This window comes from Paenibacillus sp. P5_B5 (assembly GCF_056400365.1).
In genome coordinates this window covers 53545-77271 of record NZ_JBFULK010000009.1, presented here as the reverse complement: position 1 = coordinate 77271, position 23727 = coordinate 53545, and the positions used below count along the sequence as shown (strand labels likewise).

General features: G+C 40.7%; 17 protein-coding genes and 2 pseudogenes. 2 read left to right on the top strand and 17 right to left on the bottom strand.

Going from position 1 to position 23727, the window contains the following annotated elements; genetic code table 11:
* Positions 1-133 precede the first annotated feature (133 nt).
* Positions 134-841 carry a TerC family protein gene (locus AC1DOK_RS13530; RefSeq protein ID WP_477554815.1) on the top strand — a complete coding sequence of 236 codons (708 nt, stop codon included), beginning with the start codon at positions 134-136 and terminating at the stop codon, positions 839-841.
* A 120-nt stretch (positions 842-961) separates the two neighbouring features.
* Here the strand turns inward: AC1DOK_RS13530 and AC1DOK_RS13525 are convergent, their stop codons facing one another.
* The 3 genes from AC1DOK_RS13525 to AC1DOK_RS13515 form a co-directional block, all read right to left on the bottom strand.
* The gene (locus AC1DOK_RS13525) at positions 962-2011 is read right to left on the bottom strand and encodes an HD-GYP domain-containing protein (RefSeq protein ID WP_477554814.1); all 1050 of its coding nucleotides are present in this window, start codon (positions 2009-2011) and stop codon (positions 962-964) included.
* 140 nt (positions 2012-2151) lie between these two features.
* Positions 2152-3324, bottom strand: a complete 1173-nt coding sequence (locus AC1DOK_RS13520) for an MFS transporter (RefSeq protein ID WP_477554813.1) — start codon at positions 3322-3324, stop codon at positions 2152-2154.
* Between the two features lie 86 nt (positions 3325-3410).
* Positions 3411-4541: an AI-2E family transporter gene (locus AC1DOK_RS13515; RefSeq protein ID WP_477554812.1), complete on the bottom strand. Its 1131-nt coding sequence runs from the start codon at positions 4539-4541 to the stop codon at positions 3411-3413.
* A 254-nt stretch (positions 4542-4795) separates the two neighbouring features.
* Between AC1DOK_RS13515 and AC1DOK_RS13510 the strand changes: the two genes are divergently transcribed.
* The gene (locus AC1DOK_RS13510) at positions 4796-5839 is read left to right on the top strand and encodes an SIS domain-containing protein (protein ID WP_477554811.1); all 1044 of its coding nucleotides are present in this window, start codon (positions 4796-4798) and stop codon (positions 5837-5839) included.
* A 135-nt stretch (positions 5840-5974) separates the two neighbouring features.
* Here the strand turns inward: AC1DOK_RS13510 and AC1DOK_RS13505 are convergent.
* The 14 genes and pseudogenes from AC1DOK_RS13505 to AC1DOK_RS13440 form a co-directional block, all read right to left on the bottom strand.
* Positions 5975-6076 (bottom strand): annotated as a pseudogene (locus AC1DOK_RS13505) (IS3 family transposase); the annotation flags it as partial.
* 12 nt (positions 6077-6088) lie between these two features.
* Positions 6089-7591 carry a M56 family metallopeptidase gene (locus tag AC1DOK_RS13500; protein WP_477554810.1) on the bottom strand — a complete coding sequence of 501 codons (1503 nt, stop codon included), beginning with the start codon at positions 7589-7591 and terminating at the stop codon, positions 6089-6091.
* Positions 7592-7593: 2 nt separating this feature from the next.
* Positions 7594-7971 (bottom strand): BlaI/MecI/CopY family transcriptional regulator, encoded by a 378-nt coding sequence (locus tag AC1DOK_RS13495; RefSeq protein ID WP_477554809.1) that lies wholly within the window; start codon positions 7969-7971, stop codon positions 7594-7596.
* Between the two features lie 48 nt (positions 7972-8019).
* Positions 8020-9192, bottom strand: a complete 1173-nt coding sequence (locus tag AC1DOK_RS13490; protein WP_477554808.1) for a glycerate kinase — start codon at positions 9190-9192, stop codon at positions 8020-8022.
* Between the two features lie 117 nt (positions 9193-9309).
* The gene (locus AC1DOK_RS13485) at positions 9310-10350 is read right to left on the bottom strand and encodes a glycoside hydrolase family protein (protein WP_477554807.1); all 1041 of its coding nucleotides are present in this window, start codon (positions 10348-10350) and stop codon (positions 9310-9312) included.
* 33 nt (positions 10351-10383) lie between these two features.
* Entirely contained in the window at positions 10384-11325 is a 942-nt protein-coding gene (locus AC1DOK_RS13480) for an alpha-L-fucosidase (RefSeq protein WP_477554806.1), read from the bottom strand.
* A gap of 49 nt (positions 11326-11374) precedes the next feature.
* A complete protein-coding gene (locus AC1DOK_RS13475) occupies positions 11375-13480 on the bottom strand; it encodes an alpha-galactosidase (RefSeq protein ID WP_477554805.1) in 2106 nt (701 codons plus the stop codon).
* Positions 13481-13506: 26 nt separating this feature from the next.
* Positions 13507-13686 (bottom strand): annotated as a pseudogene (locus AC1DOK_RS13470) (glycoside hydrolase family 88 protein); the annotation flags it as partial.
* 20 nt (positions 13687-13706) lie between these two features.
* The gene (locus AC1DOK_RS13465; protein WP_477554804.1) at positions 13707-15965 is read right to left on the bottom strand and encodes a helix-turn-helix domain-containing protein; all 2259 of its coding nucleotides are present in this window, start codon (positions 15963-15965) and stop codon (positions 13707-13709) included.
* A gap of 133 nt (positions 15966-16098) precedes the next feature.
* Positions 16099-18552 (bottom strand): polysaccharide lyase family 8 super-sandwich domain-containing protein, encoded by a 2454-nt coding sequence (locus AC1DOK_RS13460; RefSeq protein ID WP_477554803.1) that lies wholly within the window; start codon positions 18550-18552, stop codon positions 16099-16101.
* Positions 18553-18595: 43 nt separating this feature from the next.
* Positions 18596-20002, bottom strand: a complete 1407-nt coding sequence (locus tag AC1DOK_RS13455) for a sulfatase family protein (protein ID WP_477554802.1) — start codon at positions 20000-20002, stop codon at positions 18596-18598.
* A 15-nt stretch (positions 20003-20017) separates the two neighbouring features.
* The gene (locus AC1DOK_RS13450; RefSeq protein ID WP_477554801.1) at positions 20018-20908 is read right to left on the bottom strand and encodes a carbohydrate ABC transporter permease; all 891 of its coding nucleotides are present in this window, start codon (positions 20906-20908) and stop codon (positions 20018-20020) included.
* Between the two features lie 18 nt (positions 20909-20926).
* A complete protein-coding gene (locus tag AC1DOK_RS13445) occupies positions 20927-21808 on the bottom strand; it encodes an ABC transporter permease (protein ID WP_477554934.1) in 882 nt (293 codons plus the stop codon).
* A 273-nt stretch (positions 21809-22081) separates the two neighbouring features.
* Positions 22082-23716 (bottom strand): type 2 periplasmic-binding domain-containing protein, encoded by a 1635-nt coding sequence (locus AC1DOK_RS13440; RefSeq protein WP_477554800.1) that lies wholly within the window; start codon positions 23714-23716, stop codon positions 22082-22084.
* Positions 23717-23727 lie beyond the last annotated feature (11 nt).

The following is a 23727-nucleotide window of genomic DNA, read 5'->3' as shown; positions in this document are numbered from 1 at the left end:
TTTTCTGGCAACGGATTACGTTGTTTGCGAGACCTTTGCCGATTTTTGGCAGGGTCTCTTTTTATTGCCCGATAAAATGGGTTGCGAGGTTTTCATGTGAAAGTACTATTCATAGATATAGGGGGAGTTCATCTTGGATTTGTTCAGTATTGAATTTTTGACTGCACTACTATCAATTATCATCATTGATTTAGTGCTTGCCGGCGACAATGCGATCGTAATTGGTCTTGCAGCACGCAATCTTCCAAAACAAGATCAGAAGAAGGTAATTGTGTGGGGAACAGTAGGAGCAGTTATTATTCGAATTATTGCAACGATATTTGTTGTAAGCTTACTTAATATACCTGGTCTACACCTGATCGGTGGTCTTGTACTGGTCTGGATTGCAATTAAACTCGTTACTGAAGAACACGAAGAGCATGATATCAAAGCTAGTGTCAGTATCTGGGCTGCAGTTCGCACGATCATTATAGCCGATGCCGCAATGGGATTAGACAATGTACTTGCAGTAGCAGGCGCCGCAGATGGTCATATCCTTCTTGTCGTCATTGGTCTTATGATCTCCGTTCCAGTCGTCGTATGGGGAAGCACTCTAGTGATCAAACTTATCGATCGTTTCCCATGGGTCATTATTATTGGCTCAGCCATCCTTGGATGGACAGCTGCTAAGATGTTCGTAGGTGAAGAATTCCTTGCACCCTACTTCACGAACTCATTCGTGAAATATGGATTTGAATTAATTATTATTGCTCTTATCGTATTTATCGCAGTCAACAAGAAGCGTAAAGCGAGTGCAAACACACAAGCGCATGTTGGAACAGCAGTGCACGAGAATAGATAACATAAAGTTAGTCATAAACAAAGGCAGCTTGATTGGAGTACAACTACTCGTCAAGCTGCCTTATTTATTAGCATCAATCTCGCTATAAAGTTCAATTCATATAAAGTCCAGCTGTTCTGATCACATATAAATTTCTTCAATCTCCAAAGATCTCTCTGCGGATAAATCAATAAATCGGTCTTCAACTTGTATTAAAGGACGGAAGTAATCGGTATTATTGTTCATGATAATTTTGCCCACTTCACCCGTATGTAACAATACATTCTTGCCAATAAAGTTTGGTAACATATGAGAGATGAAGGTATGTGCAATAGGCGCATCAAGTTTGGAAAAGCTCAATTCAAATAAGTACTGAAGCACAGTTAACAGATCCTGCTTAATATGATGAGGTCGATTGCTAATCATCCCGCTATAGATATCCGCAACAGTGATAATTCTTGTATAGGGATGAATATTAGTACCGCTAAGCTGAAAAGGATATCCACTTCCATCCATTCGTTCGTGATGCTGAAGTGCAGCTAACGCTATCGGGTAAGGATAACCCGATTTATGTATAATTTCATAACCGTAGTTCGTATGTTTAGCAAGCAATTGTTGCTCTTCATCCGTTAACTCCTCTTGCTTACTCAGCAGTTCAGGATCGATCCGACATTTGCCAATATCGTGTAAATATCCGGCTGTCCCAATCAGTAAAGCTTCTGCCTCTGAATATCCAATCCAAGTAGCAATATGATACGATAATATGCCCGTTTGAATGGAATGCTGGTAAGTATAGTCATCTTTACGATTGAGAACGAGTAATAACTCTACAACATCTCGCTGCTCCTTGAGATACTTAGTAATAGGAACGAATGATTCTTGTACAATTCTATCATTAACTCTACCAGAAGACTGAGCTTCAGCAAATAATTGCTCCGTCCCTTTAATTGCTTGGTCATAAAGAGGTCTTAGGTGACGAAATGATTCTTCTGTCAGTACATTATAATCATTAAATGGGATATCTTCTTGCTTCGGTGCCACATCAACATAGGTTACTTGATGCCTTAGCAGCTTAGATATATCTTGTTCCCGAAGCTTAGTTCCGCTGGATAATAAATGAAGTCCATAGGAATTAAATGTATCTATTAATAAGCTATCACCAATGTTCAGATCCATCACATGCACTCGCATAGAATCAGGCCATCCTCTCAATTTCCACAATAATACAATAATGATAACATACACAATTTGTATGAAATATGGGTAAAAGTTACTAATTAGTGCTTTTTTTAGACACACTAAATACACTTTAACAAGGCTTCCCGACCTATTTAAATAGACTCTACTCTCTGCCTAACCGATACATCTGTCTCAAAATTAGGCAGCATTAGGATACCTATCAATATCGTACCCATACTTAGACCTATATTGACCCCGTACATCATCTGATAACCTGCATATTTCTGAATCATGGCAAAGAGTGGCGGATAGACCAAATTGGATACCCCAAAGCTCAACATGGACACAATCCCATAACAGGTCGGTACTAGATCATCCGTTACTAACTTCCGCAGGTATTTAAATACGACAACTAGAAATAATGGGAAAGCAATGCCATGCAATTGATCGCCTATTACAACGATTGGTAATATACCTGTTGATACACATATAAACCGTAGCGTTGCACAAATAAACACGAGCAAGAACATTTTCTTCAAATCCATGTTTTTGAGATAAACACTTATGACGATAAACATCAGAAACTCCAGAAACACTCTAACTCCAACACTCATACTGAAGATCTGATTCGATAACTGGACATCCCCTGTAAGTTCAGTGAGATAGGAAGAGAAGGCAAAATCCACGCCCATATAACTCCCAAGGCCTACAAAGCTCATGACAAATAGGACAATAACAAATTTATTAGAGAACGCTTGTTTATAATTGGGTCTAACATGCTCAGTCGGGAATCTAATTTTATCAAAAGATAGCGATATAATTACTGCGCATATAACAAGGAATACAAGGCTTAGGACATGAAGCAACGTAAATCCTGCAAGACTGATCAGACTTCCTCCTACAAGGACAACACTTCCAAGACCAATAGAACCCCATTTACGAACCTTGGAGTACTCAAAGCCTTTATAAGTCGCTATTTTCTCAATATAAATTTCGTAAATACCTATGATCGGTATGCCTAAGCAGCCGTACAGGATAGCAAATAAATAGATCCATTCTTGTGAAACGAAGAACATCGTGATATTTACGACAGATAATAGTCCAATATAAATAAGTATAAAAGCATTCTTATCTCGCACCTTCGCAAACACATGACTTAAATAAGGCTGCGCAACAAGTGAGAATAAGGCTCCAAAAGCGACTACTGTACTCACTTGCTCTAGATTAAGCCCTACCCCCTGGGTTAGAAATGGATAATAAAAGGTTGATATAATACTTGCCGCTCCAAAATAAATAAAGGTGACGATAGAATAGCGCCTCAGCATGTACGGCTCTCCTTATACAGATTGCGTAATCCCAAAATTAACCAGACGCTATAAGCATACCATTGAATGAACTAAATTAGAATCTGCTAGACCTTAATGTTTCTTTTATTAAGCCGCCTATTCGTGGCACTTCTTACGATGGAATAAATAACTGCAAAGGCCGGAATACCGAGTATCATCCCCATCAACCCAAATAAGCTGCCGCCTATTATCAGGGCTAATAGAACCCATAAACCACTCAGTCCAATTGAATTACCAACCACTCTGGGATAAATGAAATTCCCTTCGATTTGTTGTAAAACAATAATAAAGATGACAAACCAGAATGCTTTGGGTGGATCGATCATCAGAATGATAAACGTACTTGGAATCGTTCCAATATAAGCTCCTAATATAGGCACAATACTAGTGACTGCCACAATCACACTGATTAGAAATGCATAGGGCATAGAGAAGATCGACATCCCAACAAAACATAAGACACCAATAATTAATGCTTCTGTCGATTGACCCGCAATAAACCCACTAAATGCTTTATTCGTTAGAACGCCAATTTCCACTGTCTTATCCGCCTTATTTTTCGGTAGATAAGCATACACCAACTTTTTGCATATCAGAATGAGCTTTTCTTTGCTTAAAAGAATATAGATCGATAGCATAATTCCCATGATTAAATCTAAGAAGCTAGCTGTAAAATTCTTCGTAAAGGTCAATATATAGGGAACTGAATTCGAAAGCAGCTCTCCAAGCCTCTGAACGATTTCCTTCCAATTGATTGTAATTTTATTCCACAAATCACCTTCAAGCTGATATTTAACAATTAGATTCTCGATAACCGTTTTGAATGACTCGATGTAATCCGGAATACTTGAAGTCAGAACAGATATGCTTGCAAATAACTGAGGAACGATAAACCAAGCTAGTATCACTAGAATTAGAATCGATGTTAAATAGGTAAAAACGACTAGAAGAGGCCTCTTCAGCTTATTCCAGACCGCATTATTATATTTATTCAGCCTTACAAATAATCTCTCTTCAAAGAACTTCAATATTATATTGAGTAAAAAAGCGATAGCAATCCCTATAATAACTGGATTCAGTAAGTCCAACATATCAACCACGAAATCAAGCACTAAGCTTAAATTTGTAAATAACAAATACAACAGAACGGTATAAGTTGCTATCAAAATATATTTTTTGTAATATGAATTATCCATCTGATCTCCTTATTTACTCACAAATCTAGCGTGAGAATTTGATAGTCTTAGTATCTCTAACCCTCTCTCTTTTTATACTTATAGGTAAGAGTGCAAAACTAATCTGAAAGAAACGATCCATGCCCGAATCCATTTCGTGTGTTAAATAGGTGACAAAACAAAAAAATGATTGATTCAATCATTTTTCTGATGTATTATTTCATTATGATGATTGATTATGTTCATAATGATAACATTCGAGGAGGCTTACATTTATGTCTTTAACCTATACGGAAACAAAACAGCAATATGCCGCACTTCAACAAACTTACGACTACATGCTTTCAAAGCGTGATGAGTTGTCCGAATTTTTCCAAAAACAAGCAGTAAAATCAGTAACATTCATCGGTTGCGGTTCAAGCTATTGCTTAAGTGAATCCGCTGCTTTCTCAGTTCGCTTGCGTGCTGGTTTACCTACAATGGCTCTAGCTGGTGGAGATCTCATGCTTAACCACGAGTTATATAGCTCAATCCTAGAGAATACACTACTTATTGCACCTTCCCGCTCAGGCAGCACAAGTGAAGTTGTCGAAGCTCTTAAAGTCATTGAGCAAAACAAAAAGGTTCCAGTTCTATCCCTATCTTGTGTAACAGATTCACCTTTATCTCAAAAAACTGATTTTGCATTAGAATTGCCATGGGCATTTGATCATAGCGTCTGCCAAACACGTACAGTCACTAACCTATATGTTGCCAACCTGATGATTGCTGCATTCTTAGGCAACGATGAGCGTTTAATTGCAGATTTACAAACAGCTATCAGCCAAGGCGAAGCTTATATGGAACGTGTAGAGAAAGCGATTGTACAGGCAGCAGACTTCGACTTCAATCAAGTTGTCTTAATTGCAGACGGTGAATTAACCGGACTAGCTAGCGAAGGTGCTATTGCATTGACCGAAATTGCTAAGATCGAAGCTCACTCACACCATCTATTAGATGTGCGTCATGGTCCTATGGTAACGGTTGGTCCAAAAACACTTGTGATTGCTGCACTAACAGATAAAGGTAATGATCACCAACGTAAGCTTATGGCTGACATCAAAGCACGTGGCGCCAAGGTTATTGCTTTTGGCGACCATGCAAGTGTAGTCCCAACAGAAATCGTTGATCTTGCTGTTATCTCCGATAATAAGCTAGATATCGCAGCACAAGGAATTCCATTCATTTTCATCCCTCAAATTGTTGCTCTAAACTGTGCAGAACGCCTAGGGATCAACCCTGATCAACCTGACGGTTTGACTGCTTGGGTGAAGCTGTAATTGCTATAATCTAAATAGAGTTTATAGAGTTGATAGAATTGAAATGCAAAGCTATCATTCTTAAATAACAAGGTGGCTGTCCCTTAAGGTTTATGACCGTGAAGTGACCCCAAAAAGTTAGACGGATTATATTCATTAGGCAACTTGTTCGGCATGAGCCCGGTACTGTACCGGGCTCATGCCTTTTAATTTTGCTTTAATCCGCTTGTGATTATAGTAGTCGATATACTTCGCTATTCTTCCTTATTGTTATGTTTCCTGCTTATTATCTAATCGGTCGTAATATACCTTTACTTCGCTTTTATACTTTTCGTAAATATCATTCATGAAGATAATATATCTCCTTTTATATTCATGACCACCCAGTTCCTTCGGATCGGGAAGGATTCGAGAAGTATACTGATTGAGAACCGAGTTTCGTAGCAGGTCCTCCTGCATTTTATTCCAGTAGGCATCGACTTGTAGCCCGTAGACGTTCATCCAATACTCATGCGCCTTCACGGTTTCCGTATCTGTAGACTGCTTGGCTTCTTCGATCTCTTTATCAACAGAAGCCAGATCTGCTTCTATCCCCTGCTCCACCGCTTCCCGGTATATCATATGGAAAATGAGATTACGCTTGATCTTCTCCGCATCCGATCCAGGCGCCATGTCCTCCTTCACCATCTGCTTCGTCACTTTATAATCACGGAACTCCGCAACGACATCGGTGTTGTCCTCTGACCCACCAGTCAATGTCGCACAACCGATAAGCAGCAAGCACAACATACCGATAAAGGATGACTTTAGGGTACTTGCACGAAAACTCACGATCATCGATATCCGTTTACGGAAATAGGTCGAGGCTCCAGAGAAATAAGCCGTGCGAGGACCGCTATGTGACTGACCGCGCGTTTCCAGTAATTTAATTAAGGTATGCGCGTATGGTCCAGCTTCTCCTGCGCCAAGAATAGATAACGCTGCCGCATCGCATGCAAACTCTTGATCAGCACGCATCCGGTAAGCCGCGTACCATAGCAAAGGATTGAACCAATGCAGTGCAAGCAATATGCTCATCAGCCAATTGACCGTAATATCACGGCGCTTGTAATGGACCAGCTCATGCGTGAATATATGCTCACACTCTTGCAGGCCGTACGAAGAAGAGGCATTCTGCGGCATCAGAATTACTGGTCGCCATACACCATATAAAGCTGGTGTAGCAACGATATCCGTCTGCAGCAAAGGAATAGAACCACGAACGCCCATACGCTGTTTGCATCGTTCGAGAACAGTCGTCATTCCTGCATCTTCGACAGGGAGAGACTTCCTGACGAGTAAGGCGAACTTTACGTTACGCTTGAGAAGAATCCCCCCTACCAAAGCCACACCTACCGCCCATATCCAGAACAAGGACTGCGCTACTATTGACACATAGTCCCCGACTCCACTTGGCACGGTGCTTGTAATGATCATCTGTTCGCCTGCATACGTAACCCCGCTTGCTGGTAAGGAACGAATTTGATCTGCAACCACATGCGGATCGCTATATCCATCCGGTACGTATTGGAATAAACTGACTGGACTTTCCGGTGTCCACGGCAGTATCAGCTTAAACAGTAGGATAAACCAGAGCGCATACTGCCATTTAATTGGAATTCTCCGTCGCAGAAGCCCTGTGACCGCAACGATCGCCAGCACAATAAAACCTGCCTCTGCCGAATTGTGATAGTTCCATTCGAATAGAGGAAACAATGAGAATCCAGAGGTCAATGTTATCGCTCCCTCTCTTCAAGCATCCTTTTCAACTCTGCAATATCGTTAGGCGTCAGTTCCTTTTCGTCTAGAAAATGAACAAACATCGGCTTAAGTGCACCACCGAACACGCGATCTAGGAAAGAATCACTCTCCGCCCGCACCGATTCCGATTCCGAGATAAGTGGATAGTAACGGTATATTCTACCTTCCTGCTCGTATCCAAGCGCCTTTTTCTTAAGCAACCGGCTAATTAAGGACTTCACCGTCGCAGGCTTCCAGCCTGTTCTTTCACCTAACGCTTCGTTCACGTCCACAGCGGTGAGCGGTGAGTCTGCCGCCCAGAACAGCTTCATCACTTCCCATTCCGCCTCAGAAATTCGTGGCATTTCGGACATGTGCGCTACCTCCATCCATCGATTACGAATGTAATCCGTAATTTGTAATTATAGATTACACTTGTAATCGTTCGGTGTCAACTTTAAATATACGAATCGGACGATGCTCTCTGCAGTTAATTCGATATTCTCCTTCCCTTTCTCTAGCGCTTCCTCTAAGGAACAGGCACCTCTCATAATGCTGAAGATCACATCTATGCCTTTGTCGTACAGGACATCAACATTCTCTCCCACCCGGCCTGCTAATGCGATTACCGGCTTATGGTACTTCTTCGCCAACATTGCCACTCCAAAAGGTGTCTTGCCATACTGGGTTTGAGAATCAATGCTGCCTTCACCCGTCCAAACCATATCAGCAAACTTAATTTTTTCTTCCAGCCCCGTGGCTTCAATAACTAGATCAATCCCCTTCTTCAATTCACCGTTCAAAAATACCATCAGCCCAGCGCCCAATCCTCCTGCAGCCCCGCTTCCCGGTATATCAGCAATGTCTTGATGGAATTGTTCCTTGATCACCCGGGCATAGTTTCTAAGATTATGATCCAACTGTTCGATCATCTCAGGAGTAGCTCCTTTTTGTGATCCGAATACATGTGATGCACCATTCATTCCACAAAGTGGATTCGTCACATCGCAAGCAATCTGAACCTGGATTTTCTTCAACCTAGGATCCATTCCCGAGACATCTATTCTTGCCAGCTTACCAAGCTCTCCGCCGCCAAAGCCCAGTTCATTCCCAGCTTCATCATACAGCTTCCCTCCTAGAGCCTGGATCACTCCAGCACCGCCATCATTCGTCGCACTTCCACCTATGCCAATGATCAAGTTCTTAACTCCCTTATCTAGGCAGGCTTTGATCAGCTGACCAGTGCCATATGTTGTCGTGAGCAGCGGATTCCTCAGAGCAGGTTCAACGAGCCCAATTCCGCTGGCGCTGGCCATTTCCAAAATCCCTGTCTCCCCATCTCCTGATATTCCATATAGCGCCTCTATCTCATTCCCTAGAGGTCCCCTCACCGGGATTGCAAATATGTGTCCGTCAGTAGCATCGACAAGAGACTGCATCGTCCCTTCACCGCCGTCCGCCATAGGAACATGGATACAGGTTATGGACGGATCTACTTTTTTTATTCCTTTTTCCATGGCTATGCAAGCTTCCTTAGCGGTCATACTCTCTTTAAAGGAATCCGGTGCTAGTACAATTACGAAATTGTTTTTCATCATGAACCTCGATTTTTCATATAATTTCCAACAATACTTCCAATTCGAATTATACACAAAAAAAGCCCTGATGCATTTAATTTCATACATCAAGGCTTTGTTTGCGATGAGCAGAGCTCAATCCCGTTTTAAAGGCACCACCATGTTCCAGGTATTAACAGCCTTTGTGAACTCTCCAGGTCCATCCGCTGTCGCACAAAACAGATGCGTTGGCTTATTATCCTGAAATAAGATAAATGGCCTCTCGAGGCTGCCCATTACCTGTTCCGCTCCATCGTCCCAACTGATCCTGCGAGAATATGACTTTTGCCCTTCTAAGAAATCCCACTTAATTCCATCATTTGATTGTGCTATTATCCCACCATGATACTCACCACAAATATTACCCGTCATATCTTTCGCAATCATTTCGTAACCACCAGGCACCTGATAAATAAACGGATCCTCCAAATTATATTTCTCTGATGGGAAGATATTCTCATCTGATAATGCAGTATAAGGACCCATATAATGACTTGCACTTGCAACTCCAAAAGACATCTGATGACTATGCAAGAACGTCGTATAAGGCTTTGACTTGTATGTTCTAGTTTTGTAAACAAGCAACACGGATCCATCTTCATGGATACACGGTGCCGGATTAGATGTGAAAAAGTTATCGAACTTGTCAGGTCTAGGTTGCAATATAGGGCTATCCAATCTCTCCCATGGACCGAATATACTCTTAGAAGTGGCAAGTCCGATCCGCTTATTGGCACGGGCGACGATACACCTTGGATCATTCAAGTCAAATTGTTCATCCGCCGATACATCCTTGAATGGGTGGGTTGACCCCATATAGTATAAAATATAGGTGTCCTTAAATTTAAGAATCTGTGGATTATGAGTACTTCTTCCATCCCAGTATTCCGCTCCTCTGCTAGGCAGAACGACTTCTTCGAATTGATAAGGCCCCTCGGGAGTATCCGATGCAGCTCGTACAATTTCAGATGCAACAAGCCAGCCTGGGTGCATAGGCAAGTCTTTGGTCCATCTTGATGCAAACATGTGGTATCGATTGTCTTCACCTTTTATTACAGATCCACACCAAACCCAGTAGCCTTCCATTTTGAAACCACCATTTCGAGGTGCAGGAAGCATTTTTTCGGAGATTTTCATGTTACTTATAGCCCCTTTCAGCTTTCAATTCAATCATCGATTATCATCCAGCCGTTTAGCTACTCGATGCAGCATCTCAACGGACTTCTCAGCCAATGAACCATCCTCGTAAATGCCAATGTTAATCGTAACAGCAGCACCTGTTTGTTTGCAGGAAAGGATGAATTCATAGAGTTCATCTTCTGTAACCTTAGGTTGTACAATCTCACCAGGCGCTTCCCAATGTCCCCAAGCACAATCGATCCAAAATAAGGCATGCGGCTGCATCCCACCTGGAAGAACCGCAGGGGGATAAGTTCCGAAGCTCGCCTCACCTGCCAGATAATCCTCCGTTTCAAAAACATATTTTAAGCCATTAGCACCCGAACACATAGCAATAGCAGCTTCGGGATTTCCTGCCCTTGATGCCGCAAACCACAATTCTTGATCGAATCGAGCGTTATTCCATCCTTTTGTCCTAACGAAATCTTTTTCATCAGCGTTATAACAACCATCGTACCACCAACCATCAATTAAACTACCAAACTTATTGGCATATTCCCTAACAAACTCCATGTATTTCCCCATAAATTCGCTTTTATCAGATGGATGTGCATCCCAGCCAAAAGCTTCTCTCATTCTATCAACACTTGCATCAAGCTCGGTAGGGAGGTAAGCAATAAACCTCATACCTGCTTCTTTCACACGAGCAGCAACCTCTAGTCCAAGATCACGTTTTGAACAACTGCCCGGGACAATACTTTCGAGAAACTTATTATAGGAGCAATAATAGCCCGTATTTTGGCCTAATGTAAAAATCAACCAATCTGCACCTGTATATTTGATTTGCTCCATAAACTTTGGCATATTAAAACGATCAACCATTCGGTTAAAGTCTGCTTCGTGCTCCCCTGATCTGGGCTGTGTATGGCTTAAATAATGCACCATCACTCCAAAGTGATTGGCATCCTTCATCCATGCTGCGTTTCCTGACATTCAAATCTCCTCCTAATTTTACAAAACGAGTAGTTTAGAAATATATTATTCAATCACCTACAAGAGTCAATCTGATCAGTGCACTATCATAATCTCCTTTGAGACGCAATAGAATTCCTCTCGACATCCATCCTTGTCCGCTTCGAATTTCACCCGTTTCACTATTGCAATAACGGCTTGAAGGGTCAAGTCCACGAAGTCTTACCGGAAGGGCAGGATGTCCATAATGCTGCGCGTGACGGAAAGTAAACAGAACGACCTCTTGCCCATCCTGTGATACATATTCCACCGCAGTTACATCTGATTGCTCTGGTGGAGACAGCCTATAGCATAGGCCTTCCTGAACAATCGGACGGATCGCTTTATACTGTGCGATATACGCCGCAGCTTCCTTCATTTCTTGTTCCGTCATATGATTCAGATTCATGCCTATTCCTAATGTCCCCATCATTGCAGTATGGAAACGAAACTGTAAGGGAATCTGACGACCATTCATGAAGTTTACGTTCTCTGTCACCCAACAAACCATTGATTTACTGTTATAAGCATGCGAATGACCCCACTGAATACGCAATCGATCAAGCGCATCCGTATTGTCGCTAGTCCAGAATTGATCAGCATAACGCATGATCCCCATATCCACACGTCCGCCTCCGCCAGCACATGACTCAAATTGAACCTGTGTATGCTTGGTTTGCAGCCTCTCCCAGATATCATATAGCGCATGAACATGACGCACCCATACTTCTCGATCACGCCCCATCTCTGTCTCAGGCCAACCTGGCTCACTAAAGTATCGATTCATATCCCACTTGATAAAGGAAATATCGTATGTAGACAACAGCTCGTCAACAGCATGATATACATAAGCTTGAACATCTTCTCGAGCCAAATTCAGAACCAGCTGATTCCGGCCTTCTGTGCGATGACGATTCGGAAAATGATACACCCAATCCGGATGATTGCGATATAAATCACTGTTCGGATTCACCATTTCAGGCTCAACCCATATACCAAAGTCCATTCCAAGCGATTTAACATAATCGATCAGTGAGCCTAGACCATTTGGAAACTTGGTCTTGTTTACATACCAATCCCCTAAGCCAGCGGTATCGTCAGCTCGAGCTCCAAACCATCCGTCATCGACCACAAATCGTTCAGCTCCAAGACTCGCCGCTTTCTGGGCTAAAATCCTTTGATTTTCTTCGTTCACATCGAAATAGGTTGCTTCCCAGGAATTATATAATACCTTCCTAAGCTGATCTCCATTACGAAGTACATGCTTCTGCTGGTAGCCATGCAGCTTCCGACTAGCGTCTCCATATCCTCGTGCAGTATATCCACCTACGCTAACAGGGCTAACAAAAGTCTCACCAGCCTTGAGAAGCCAGCGAAAATCAAAATCGTTAATTCCTACTGCGATCTGCAAGAATTGATACGGTGTTCGTTCTGCAACGACCTTCCAGTGCCCGCTGAAAGCAAGTGCTCCATAGTATACAGAACCATTCTCTTCAGTCGTTTCACCAAAATCAATCATAAAGAAAGGATTGTGATTATGCCCAGTTATCCCTCTGCGGGCTTCAATCACCTTCTTGCCTTCTAACAGTAACTCACGACGAAGCTGTGTCTCTGCTCCCCAATGACCTGCTAAATAGGTTAGTCGATACGACGGATAGACAGGCATATGCCAAACCGCACTCATTACCTGCTCTAGCACAACAGATTCTTGTCCAATATTGGCAATCTCCACCCATCGTTCAATGACATCGAATTCGTCATATGCACGATAATGGACCGTAACTTGCAATTGCTTTATGACATCCCTTAATACAATCTTCAGCACATTATCTTCAATCACACTACTGTCAAATCTAAGTACGACATCACGAGAGCAATCTTGAAATTCGACTTTAAGACCAGGCTCTGCAAAATTTAGTTTTCCCCATGGCATTATCTCTTCTCTGCTGATTCCTTCTTCCGATTCCCAGATCCAAACATGCTGGTCAGATGCTTCAAAAAATTCATCCAGTGTATTTAACTGTTCACCCCAATAAAAATGCTGCAGTGCTCCATTTGAATCAACATGAATGGCATAATCGGCACGATGAGTTCTTATTACCCAAATTTTATTATCTTCAACGGTTAATATAGACATATATAACCTCCTACTTAACAAAGGGTTTATTCATACCAAAATCCTTTAATACCTTTTTCAAGCCTCATTAAAGCTTCCAAATAGAAATAATCTCCCCAGATCATATAATCATCAGGAGACGAATCTCCTCTAACATGGTAGGATCCGCGTCGAATTAGTCCTTGAGCCTCTTTGTCATCCATCGTTGAGTATCCTTCTATCAAAGAGTCCGTCGCACCCTTTTCCCTCAATTTCTGTGCGCCTTGGTATACTGTCCCGGTGTCAATCCAGTCACCTGCTTGAATCTGCGTATGAAGCTAGATGAATTCGCATACCCCACATGCATAGAAATTTCATTAAGGTTTAAATCACTCGAAATTAACAGTTCCTTCGCCTTATTCATTCTTAAAATCGTTGTATAATCGATAATTGTTTGTTCAGTCTGATTTTTGAAATACTGGCTTAAGTTCGTCAATGTCATCCCAAAATGATCAGCCATATTTTGTATGGAAAAATCGCAATTCATAAAATTACATTGGATATATGAAACCATGTCTGTGATAAGGCTTTGATCCTTTACAGCCTTACTTTCACGTATAATGGTACATATTTCAGAGCATATGCCTTTAACAAGGTTTGTAAGATCTTCAATCGTCTCAAATTCAGCAAGCATGGTGGCATCTGGATACTCGTCTTTTGGAAGCAGAAGTTCCTTGTTGATTTCTGTAAAGGTCCTCCAGATGATGTTCAAGATGTCAAAGCAAAGTCCTCTTGCAACAAATAGAGGAATGTTGCAGGTTTTAATATAATTTATGATGTTGTTCAACGCATATTCAATTTCCAGATCATTGCCCTGTTTGATCAACCTTTTCAAGATATCAAGCTCTTTATGTGGATAGAAATCCAATGAATCATCTTGATGGGATAATTCATCATTCGTAATAATGCTGCCATTCCCTTTAACCAGACGGTAGTCTAGTGCAGCAGAAGCTTCCACATAGGACAACGGGATGTCTTTTAGATCGTTGTATACGTTTCCAACCCCAATCGTGGTTTGCATATCTAACGTTTCTTTCAAACGAATTTGAAATGCAGCAAGATTGACCAAGAGACTTTCTGATTGAATCTCGTCTACAGACAAAATAAAAACTATTTTCTTTTGATCCAGATGTTCCCTTACATACCCGTTAAAATAAAGGATTGCTGTGCTTTCGAATTTATCCAATAGATCTGGAACAGCCAGAGATTTTATTAAATCAGGGGTATGCAATAAAACGATAATCACCAAATAAGAAGGATTTTTAAAGGATATCGCAAAGGGTTCCCCTTGTTGTTTTAAATCCTCCTGCGTGCTAATCCGGCCCTTGAGAAGATTCTCCAGAATGAAGTCTTTGGAAGCAACTCTGGTACTGGATATCAAATTTTTATTCTGATCGGAAAGATAATCAATCGTATTTTTTACAACATCGAATTCATTTTCATTTTTGTTTGTATGCTGTAAAATCCTGGATGCATAGTTCTTCAAATTATAGATTGGTTTATAGTTGATTCGCATATTGTAATAGATGATAATACATCCAATCACTAGAAGCAGGATGACCAGCAGAACAAAATTGACCTTAATTCCATCCGTTTTTTGTAAAACCTCTTTCATAGGAGTCAAAGATACATATTTCCATCCCGTATCATCAGATTTCAAAACAGACATTAACATTTCCTGATTGTCCACTACAACCGTTCTGGTAAAATGATTCTCATCTCCGCTGCTAAGATACTCTTGAAGGATGCTCTCAGGCATACTAATAGAATTATTTGAAGTAATAACTTGATTATTCTGATCCAAGATCATTATGCTTGAATGATATCCACCATAATTTTCTTTTATAATTTTAGTAAAATAATTCTCATCCACCAAAAAAAGCATCGTTGTTTTCATATCAATTCCCAAACTGGGAATGGGATGAATAAATGTGATTATTCTTTTGGATTCACGATCATACATCATAACATCCTCAGCAGGACGCACTGTAGGAACTTTAAGCGAATTGATATCTTCCTCAAAATCCTCTTCTTTCCAGAGACTATATCTGAATGCATTATTTATAAAGAATGGAATGGTATACGAACTTGTACTGGAGTAAATATACGAATCGCCTCTGAAGTAGATAATAATATCTTTTATAAAGCTGTTCGAAGCTAAATATGTGCCAAGTTCATGTTGCATATTGATAGCAAGATTAGGATCATTCAAAGCATAATTGAAATCTACGCTCGAATTCATTTGTATATAGGTCTTAATTTTTTCAAATTGCTTAATATTGGAGTCCACGACATACATGACTCTATTTAGCGTATTTGCGTTATTCATAATTAACTCGTTCTTAAGTACACCTATGAATTGATTATTTACAAAAAACGCAGTAATTAAGATGCAAATAAATAAAATAATGGCATATGACATCAGATATTTAAAAAATAAAGCTTTTTCCTGTATGAAAGATTTCATATCATCAGTCCCTAAGGAAATTTATTATTCTAAATAATAGAGTTTACGGGCTTAAATCACAATAAAAAAAATCCAAATTCTAAAAGAAAATTCTAGCAAGGGCTGAGGATTTGCCTCAGCCCTTGCTACTTATTCATACATTGACTGCTATAGTAATTGGTTTACCAATCTCAGGTTTTCCTGGCACTTTTATTGGAATGACACTCCATTCATTTTCAATAGAAACCCCTTCACCCTTAACTGGAATTGATAGATAAATGATTAGTTCATCCAAATCTATATTTTGGTAAGGATCACTTACAGTTACAAACAGCTCATTTCCCTGCTTTTCCAGCATAACTACAGCAGGCTCAGAAACTTTCATATTCAAGGTATCTGTAACACATACGGCTTCATTATCATAGAATACGGCTTGAATAATGCTATTGTTCTCATTGGCAACAGCTTGTAGTCCAGTCGTGTTGGAAATAATACGAACAGGATTTGTTTCCAAAAATTGCTCCGGCTCTTGATCACCCATGTACATTAAATATGAATACATGCTTTCAATAGGTGCCTGTCCATGATTCACCCACATTTGGCATATTGGAGATAACTCATTTTCTGCCTCGTCATTAGTAAAGTTCAACAGTTCCCAATGGGTCTGCCTTTCCTCTGCCAACAAGATGACTTCTCCGGAAGTATGTTCAGGAAGTACCGCATAAAGAATTCCATTCTGCTTTACCCAGGGAATATCATTGCTGGACTCACCCTCCTTGAGTGTTACGATTACTCGTTTATTGTCCTTAGTGAAAGTCTCATTTGAAGGACTCCCTGACTTATGAAATAAAATATCCGTAGCCCACTTCGTCTGATTGATCGTGGTCCAGATCTCACTGCCCAAATCCGGTTGATTATCCGATATTCCAGCACCAAGGCAGACAATAGTATCTTCCATGATGAAATAGCTTTTATAAGCCTTTACACCGAAAATCTCTTTACTAAAATCTAGATGTTGAACACCAGCTCCATCAATTTTCCTCTGGTTATCTTTCTCAAAGATAAATCCTGCCGCACCGTTGTCATTGCGGGCAACTCCTCCTGCGTAAGGATGTATACTGTTATAACCTGACCAGTTGACCTCGGGTACAAGCCTAGCAGTCTCTATATGGCGGGCTGTTATACCGGGCAAGGAGGTTATTTCCCATGCCCCTTTGCTTGCAGCCCATTCATCACTATCTCTAGCTATTACATAGGAACCATCCGCTGTAAATATGTTAAGCTTATCTGCCATAATATGAGCAGATTCTACACCATCGCAACGATTCGAAGCCATGTTTACATAAAAATAATACTGATCTGTCTTCTTGATTAAATCATCATTGTTCCAGAAGTAACGTACTCCTTTGTAATAACCTGAAGGATACCCATTCATTCTATGAATATCTTTGTTAGCAAGAAGATCGTTCATTTCTTTTAACTGCTCTACTGTCAATAAATAACTGAAATTTTCTATTAGCAACTCCACCATTAAATAATAATTGCTGAAGTTGTCTTTAGTCTGCTTAGCGAAATTATGCCTGGACTGCATGGGTGCATGCAAATCCTTATATTGACTCCAGCTGATTCCCCGTATAAAGTTAATCAGCCAATTAGCATCCTCATATTGAATCTCTTTCTCCCATGGTGTTCCTTGTAAATCCTTTATAATGCTTAATCCACTTATTATACCATCTATCGGATAACCTCTATTGTAGGCTTGTGGACCATGCCCCCAACCGAAACCATCTGCACATATTCCTTCGTCCCAATAAGACTCGTGACTGTTGGTATATGAAGTCGGAGTAAGAAAATGACTGACCACATGAGTAAGCGTGTCTATCATTTCTACCGATTTAAGCATTACGGCTACATAAAATACAGGACGGTAGGTCAGAGCATTCCCACCTACCCACCACACATGGTTTCGGAACCGCTCAGGGCTGATCGGATGGCTATCCGTATGATCACCACGAAGAGGCAACGTCCATGCCTGAAACGAACACCGACATAATTGCTTATACACTTCCAATGTCAAAGGATCTCTAGTAGTTCCCTGTTCAACTGCTTCCATATCGCGCAAAAAGAAAAAAAACATATTCGTGGTAGCATCAGGTATAGCAAACACTGAGCTATGAAACCGAGTAGGTCCCTTATCCTTCCTGTCTGCCTCTTTTTTACAATAATTAGCAATACCTTTAAATAATCTGTTTTTCAAATTTTCGTCATGTAAGGCTGCTTGACGAGCCCAATGAAACGATTCTGAAATAGCAGTCAACCGCAGGATTGCATGGTAGATGTCTCCAAAGGAATCATCCAAATCTTCAAATCGACCATCTTCTTTTAAGTGTAAAATATAATTCTCACACTTATCATAACCTGCATATGTTTTAGTACGAAATGGAGTATACGCAATTTGCCTTCGCAAATCTTCTAATGCTTGCATCTTGTTAGAATACTCCTGGGTAGTGTTCTTAACTAATTTATGAACACATTCATTGCATTCTAAGGCACTGCTCCAGTAAGATTCCGGAATCAGATCAGCATTTATGTTTTTATGAGTATCCATTACACTTCCTCCTGTTGTTTTCGTACCATTTAATTTGGATTTTTCATATTCGAACCGTATCGTCATAAATTTTTCTACCCTGTCCCGCTGGGCCAGCTAACTCAATCTGACCATAGCCAGTTACCGCTTCTCTTGTTCCGTCACGTGCTGGATCAGCATAATGAACGAACCACTGCTCCAGTCTCGCCTTCATAGCTTCACGTTGCTGCTGCACCTCCGGTGAGTCGACCAGATTATTCTGTTCATTTGGATCATTCACCAAATCGTACATTTCGTGTGGACCGTACGGGTACCGATGTACATATTTCCATTCACGGCTCCGAATCATCCGCACTGGACCGTATTCATCGAAAATGACAACTTCTTCACGCCCGTTTCCATCTTCACCGAGCAACAACGGCAGAAAACTCCTACCTGGAAGTTTATCTGCATCCTGATAGTCTAGTCCGACATAAGCCAAAAGAGTCGGCATGAAGTCATAAGCGCTGACTAGTTCATCACATACACGTCCCTGTGGAATGAAGCCAGGATGGCTAAAAATCGCCGGAACTTTAACAGACGTATCAAACATATTCTGAGGGAACGTACCGTTCCCTTTACCCCAAATGCCATGATGGCCGCAGTTAAAGCCATTATCACTCATGAAACAGATGAGCGTCTGCTCGCGGATTCCCATATCCTCCAACTTGTCCATGATTCGACCAATATTGTGATCCATGGCGGTTACCGCTGCAAAATAACCTTTCAAATTTTCCAATGGATCATCTGACCAAGGGGCGGTTTTTATAGACCAAGGATGCTTGGGCTCCTGAGGACAAGTTTCAAATTTGCAATCATTATATAAATCGACGATATCCTTCGGGTGATTATCGATCCAAGGGCTGTGCGGTGCCGTATAGTGCACGCTCAAATAAAACGGCTGACTCCCACTTTGCCTATCGAGAAACTGAACCGCATCCTCTGTGATGACATCGGTCAAATAATCTGGTTCGTTGATCATCTTGCCGTCTCGAATCATTGGCGCATCATAATAAGCACTGCCCCCTTCCTGATGAACGTACCAGTGACTGAAGCCTTTCTGTGGCTTAATACTGTCACCCAAATGCCATTTGCCGCTTAACCCGCAAATGTAGCCATTAGCTGCCAATATTTCCGTATAAGCTGTCTGGTCTTGCAAATATTCGATCGTTCGCTCACCGATACTACCTTCTCTAATCCAATCATGAACGCCATGCTGTGAAGGCATACGTCCTGTAAGAAGTGACGCACGAGCGGGCGAGCAGACTGGAGAGGTGCAGAAAAAATTTGTAAAACGTACACCTTCTGCGGCAAGCTGATCCAAATGGGGTGTGTGAATTTCATGATTTCCAGCGCATCCTAACGCCCACGGTCCTAAATCATCGCTTAGAATACAAACGATGTTTGGTTGTTCTGCATTTAGTTGATTCATACGAATAGACACTCCTTAACCCTTTATTGATCCAATCATAACTCCCTGGATAAAGTATCTCTGAAGAAAAGGATACAAGATCAGCATCGGAACCGACGCAACAATAATGACACCATATTTAATCTGCTCCGCAATGGCTTGGCTTTCTTGAATCATTGTAATATCATCGGTCATAGCAGACATATTCTGTGACTGTAACAGGATGGATCTTAAAATTAACTGGAGCGGATACTTCTCTGAATTATTTAAATAAATCATTGCGTTAAAATAATCATTCCAGTGCGCCACACCATAGTAAAGAACCAACACTGCAATCACCGCTTTGGACAAAGGGAGCACCATCGAGATAAAAAACCTTAAGGGCGAACATCCGTCAATAGATGCAGCATCTTCCAGTTCTGGCGAAATATTGGCCTCAAGAAAGCTTCGCGCTATGATTACATTAAACACACTGACTGCACCAAGGATAATCATCGAGAGCGCTGTGTCACGAAGCCCAAGATTCTTGACCAATAAATATTGGGGAATTAATCCTCCACTGAAGTACATGGTGATCATAAGTATAATCGTAATTACCTTGCGCCCAGAAAAATATGTACGAGATAAAGGAAATGCAATCATCATGGTCAATATAACATTCAGGGCAGTTCCTACCACCGTATAATAAATCGTATTAGCATATCCCCTCCATATACTTGAATCCTTAAAAATCCTTAGATAACCATCGAAGGTCATGTTTTTGGGTAACAGAGTGACATTACCGCTAACCACATCTTGTGGATTCGATATGGAAGCAATTACAACGAAATATATAGGATATAAAATGATGAGTAGAAGCAATCCAAGTATTAGATAATTTATGGTATCAAATATGAGATCCCCTCTGGATCTTCTAATTGTTTTCATCGTCGCTCCATTCCTTCCCTACCAGAGACTGGAACCGCTTATTTTTTTAGAAATACGGTTTGCACTTATCAGAAGTATAATATTGATCAATGTATTAAAAAGACCAATGGCAGTTGAATAGCTGAACTGGTTGCTTTCCAGACCAATCTTATACACATAGGTTGATATAACTTCAGATGCATCAATATTTAAGGAGTTTTGCATCAGATAGGCTTTCTGGAAAGCTACATTCATAACAGAACCCATTTTGAGAATAAACATAATGACTATAGTTGGCATAATTCCCGGTAAATCTACATGCCGGATAATCTGAAACTTGCTAGCCCCATCTACCTTTGCAGCTTCATATAATTCAGGGCTTATACCTGATAGAGCAGCAATATAAATAATGGTTCCCCACCCAGCATTCTGCCAAACACCTGACCATACAAAGATGTCCTTCCACATACCCGGTTCTGCCATGAAGAAAACTCGTTCTCCACCGAAAGCAGCAATGATATGATTAATCAAACCGACACTGGGTGACAGAAATATCGTAAACATACTGACGAGAACGACCACTGATATAAAATGTGGTGCGTATGTAACCGTTTGTACGAGCTTCTTGAATCGTTGGCTTTTGACTTGATTTAACATCAAGGCAAGTATAATCGGTATTGGAAATACTAATAATTCATAGATACTAACACCAATCGTATTCTTTAACACCGGCCAAAATTGGTACGATGAGAAAAATCTTTCAAAATGCAGAAATCCTACCCAAGAACTCCCCCATATCCCCTTGGAAATAACAAAATCCTTGAATGCCAGCTGTATTCCATACATGGGAACATAATCAAATAGGATAATATACACTAGTGCTGGTAAGCACAGCAGGTATAACTGATAATCACGAAACATTGCTTTTTTATAACCCCTGTTCTTCGTGACTTGTGTATAGTCTCTTGTTTTTGCATTATTCTTTGATGCCAACTCCACAGTCGTCCAGCTCCTTCCTTGAGACATATCATAATGATTTCTTGCATAAGTAAAAAATTCCGCTTAGATTTATAATCCAGGGCTTTCACCGCTTTCACGATGAAAGCCCTGAAAGAACATGCGATTACTTGATAGCCATTTAACCGCTTCCTATTTGATTTAACAACTCTGCAAGGTTAACTGTTGTATTTATTATTATTTCGCACTGTCATAGGCTTTCTGGGTAATTTGCTCAAACTCGTCCATCCCCAGTTTTTTCAACTGATTTAAGTATGCATCCCAATCGGCATCAATTCCCCCGTTAAAGATCCATTTTGCAGTCATTTTGGTTACATATGGCTTTAAATCTGCTGATATAATAGCGTAACGTTCTGAGTCTTTTGTCTCCATGAAAGGATTCATATATACCTCTTTTGGAAAATAAGGACTGTATATTGCTTCGGCTTCTTCCTTAGTTATCACGCTGGGTGATTTTTTATTCGGTGTAAAATCACCTGCAAGTAAAATGTATAGAGAGCTCTGTGCAGGTGTATCTGCCGATTTTTCAATCGCAGTATATGGTTTCCCGTCCGGCTTCATCATTATTTCAAATTGCCCATTATCCATTTTTTTAATGTACTTGTCATATGGTCCATTAAGATTTTGAATCGATGTATCGTTATCGTAATGTAAGTCGGCCCATTTCAATAAAATTTCCGGATTTTTTGCCTTGTTAGTGATAGCAAAAGCGATATTGAAATTCACTGGGGCCACCCTTTTCGCCCATCTTTGCTCGCCATTTGGACCTTTAAGTGGAGGCCCATAAACAAATACATCACTGCCAATAACTGAATTATTTTGATAAGTTGACCAGTTTAAAGTGGCACCTACTGTAGGAACTTTACCTTGAATCTTTGCGTTGTATGCAGGTGGATCCATGGTAAAAGCTTCTTTATCGATCAGTCCTTCGGAGGCTAATTTATTCAAATAGGTAATAGCCTCTTTAAATTCTGGCTTACCAGGTACAAACATTGTTTTACCATCTTTTATATCAATCAAATCTTGAGGCATTACAAGTCCGCTAAAACCAATAAATGATGAAATTCCATTAATTTTATCTATCGCACCATTAGTACCAAAACGGAAGGTAAAAGGAATTTCATCGTCCTTGCCGTTGCCGTTCAAATCCTTAGCTTCCTTGACAGCTTTCATATAATTATAAAATTCATCTGTTGTAGTTGGAATTTCCATGCCCAGTTTATCCAGCCAAAGCTTGTTATACATCAATGTGTCATTGGTATTGGTTGTGCCTTCACTATAACTAGGCAATCCATAAACATGCCCATCAGGTGCTGTCATTTGCTTAAGTAAATCAGGGTTCCGGGCTATCAGTTTAGTAAAATTAGGCATGATATCCTCATTTATCATCTCTTCTATGGGGATAATCAATCCTTGAGAACCGTAACTCATGTAGTCACTAGTTTCAATAGCCCAGCTTCCATAAAAAGCGTCCGGCAGATCGCCACTGGCAAAGCCTAGACTTCTTTTCTGTTTATATGCATCCCCTGTTCCCCAATCCTGCCATTTAATATGGACATTAGACTTTGACTCAAACTGCTCGTTCCAAGCCGTCAATGTCTCGAAAGGTTTAAAACCATCACCCCTGGATTGTACAAGAGTGTACTCCATCTTTTCCTTTAGAGGAAATTCCGTCGATTTAACAGTTGATGACGGGTTCTGAGTCGATTCCGATCCCGATCCCGTATTTGCTTCGTTGCCGTTTGAACAGCCTGTTACCAATAATGAAGCAAGTAAAGTGAATGTAAGGAATAAGGATAACTTCTTTTTCATATAAACCCTCC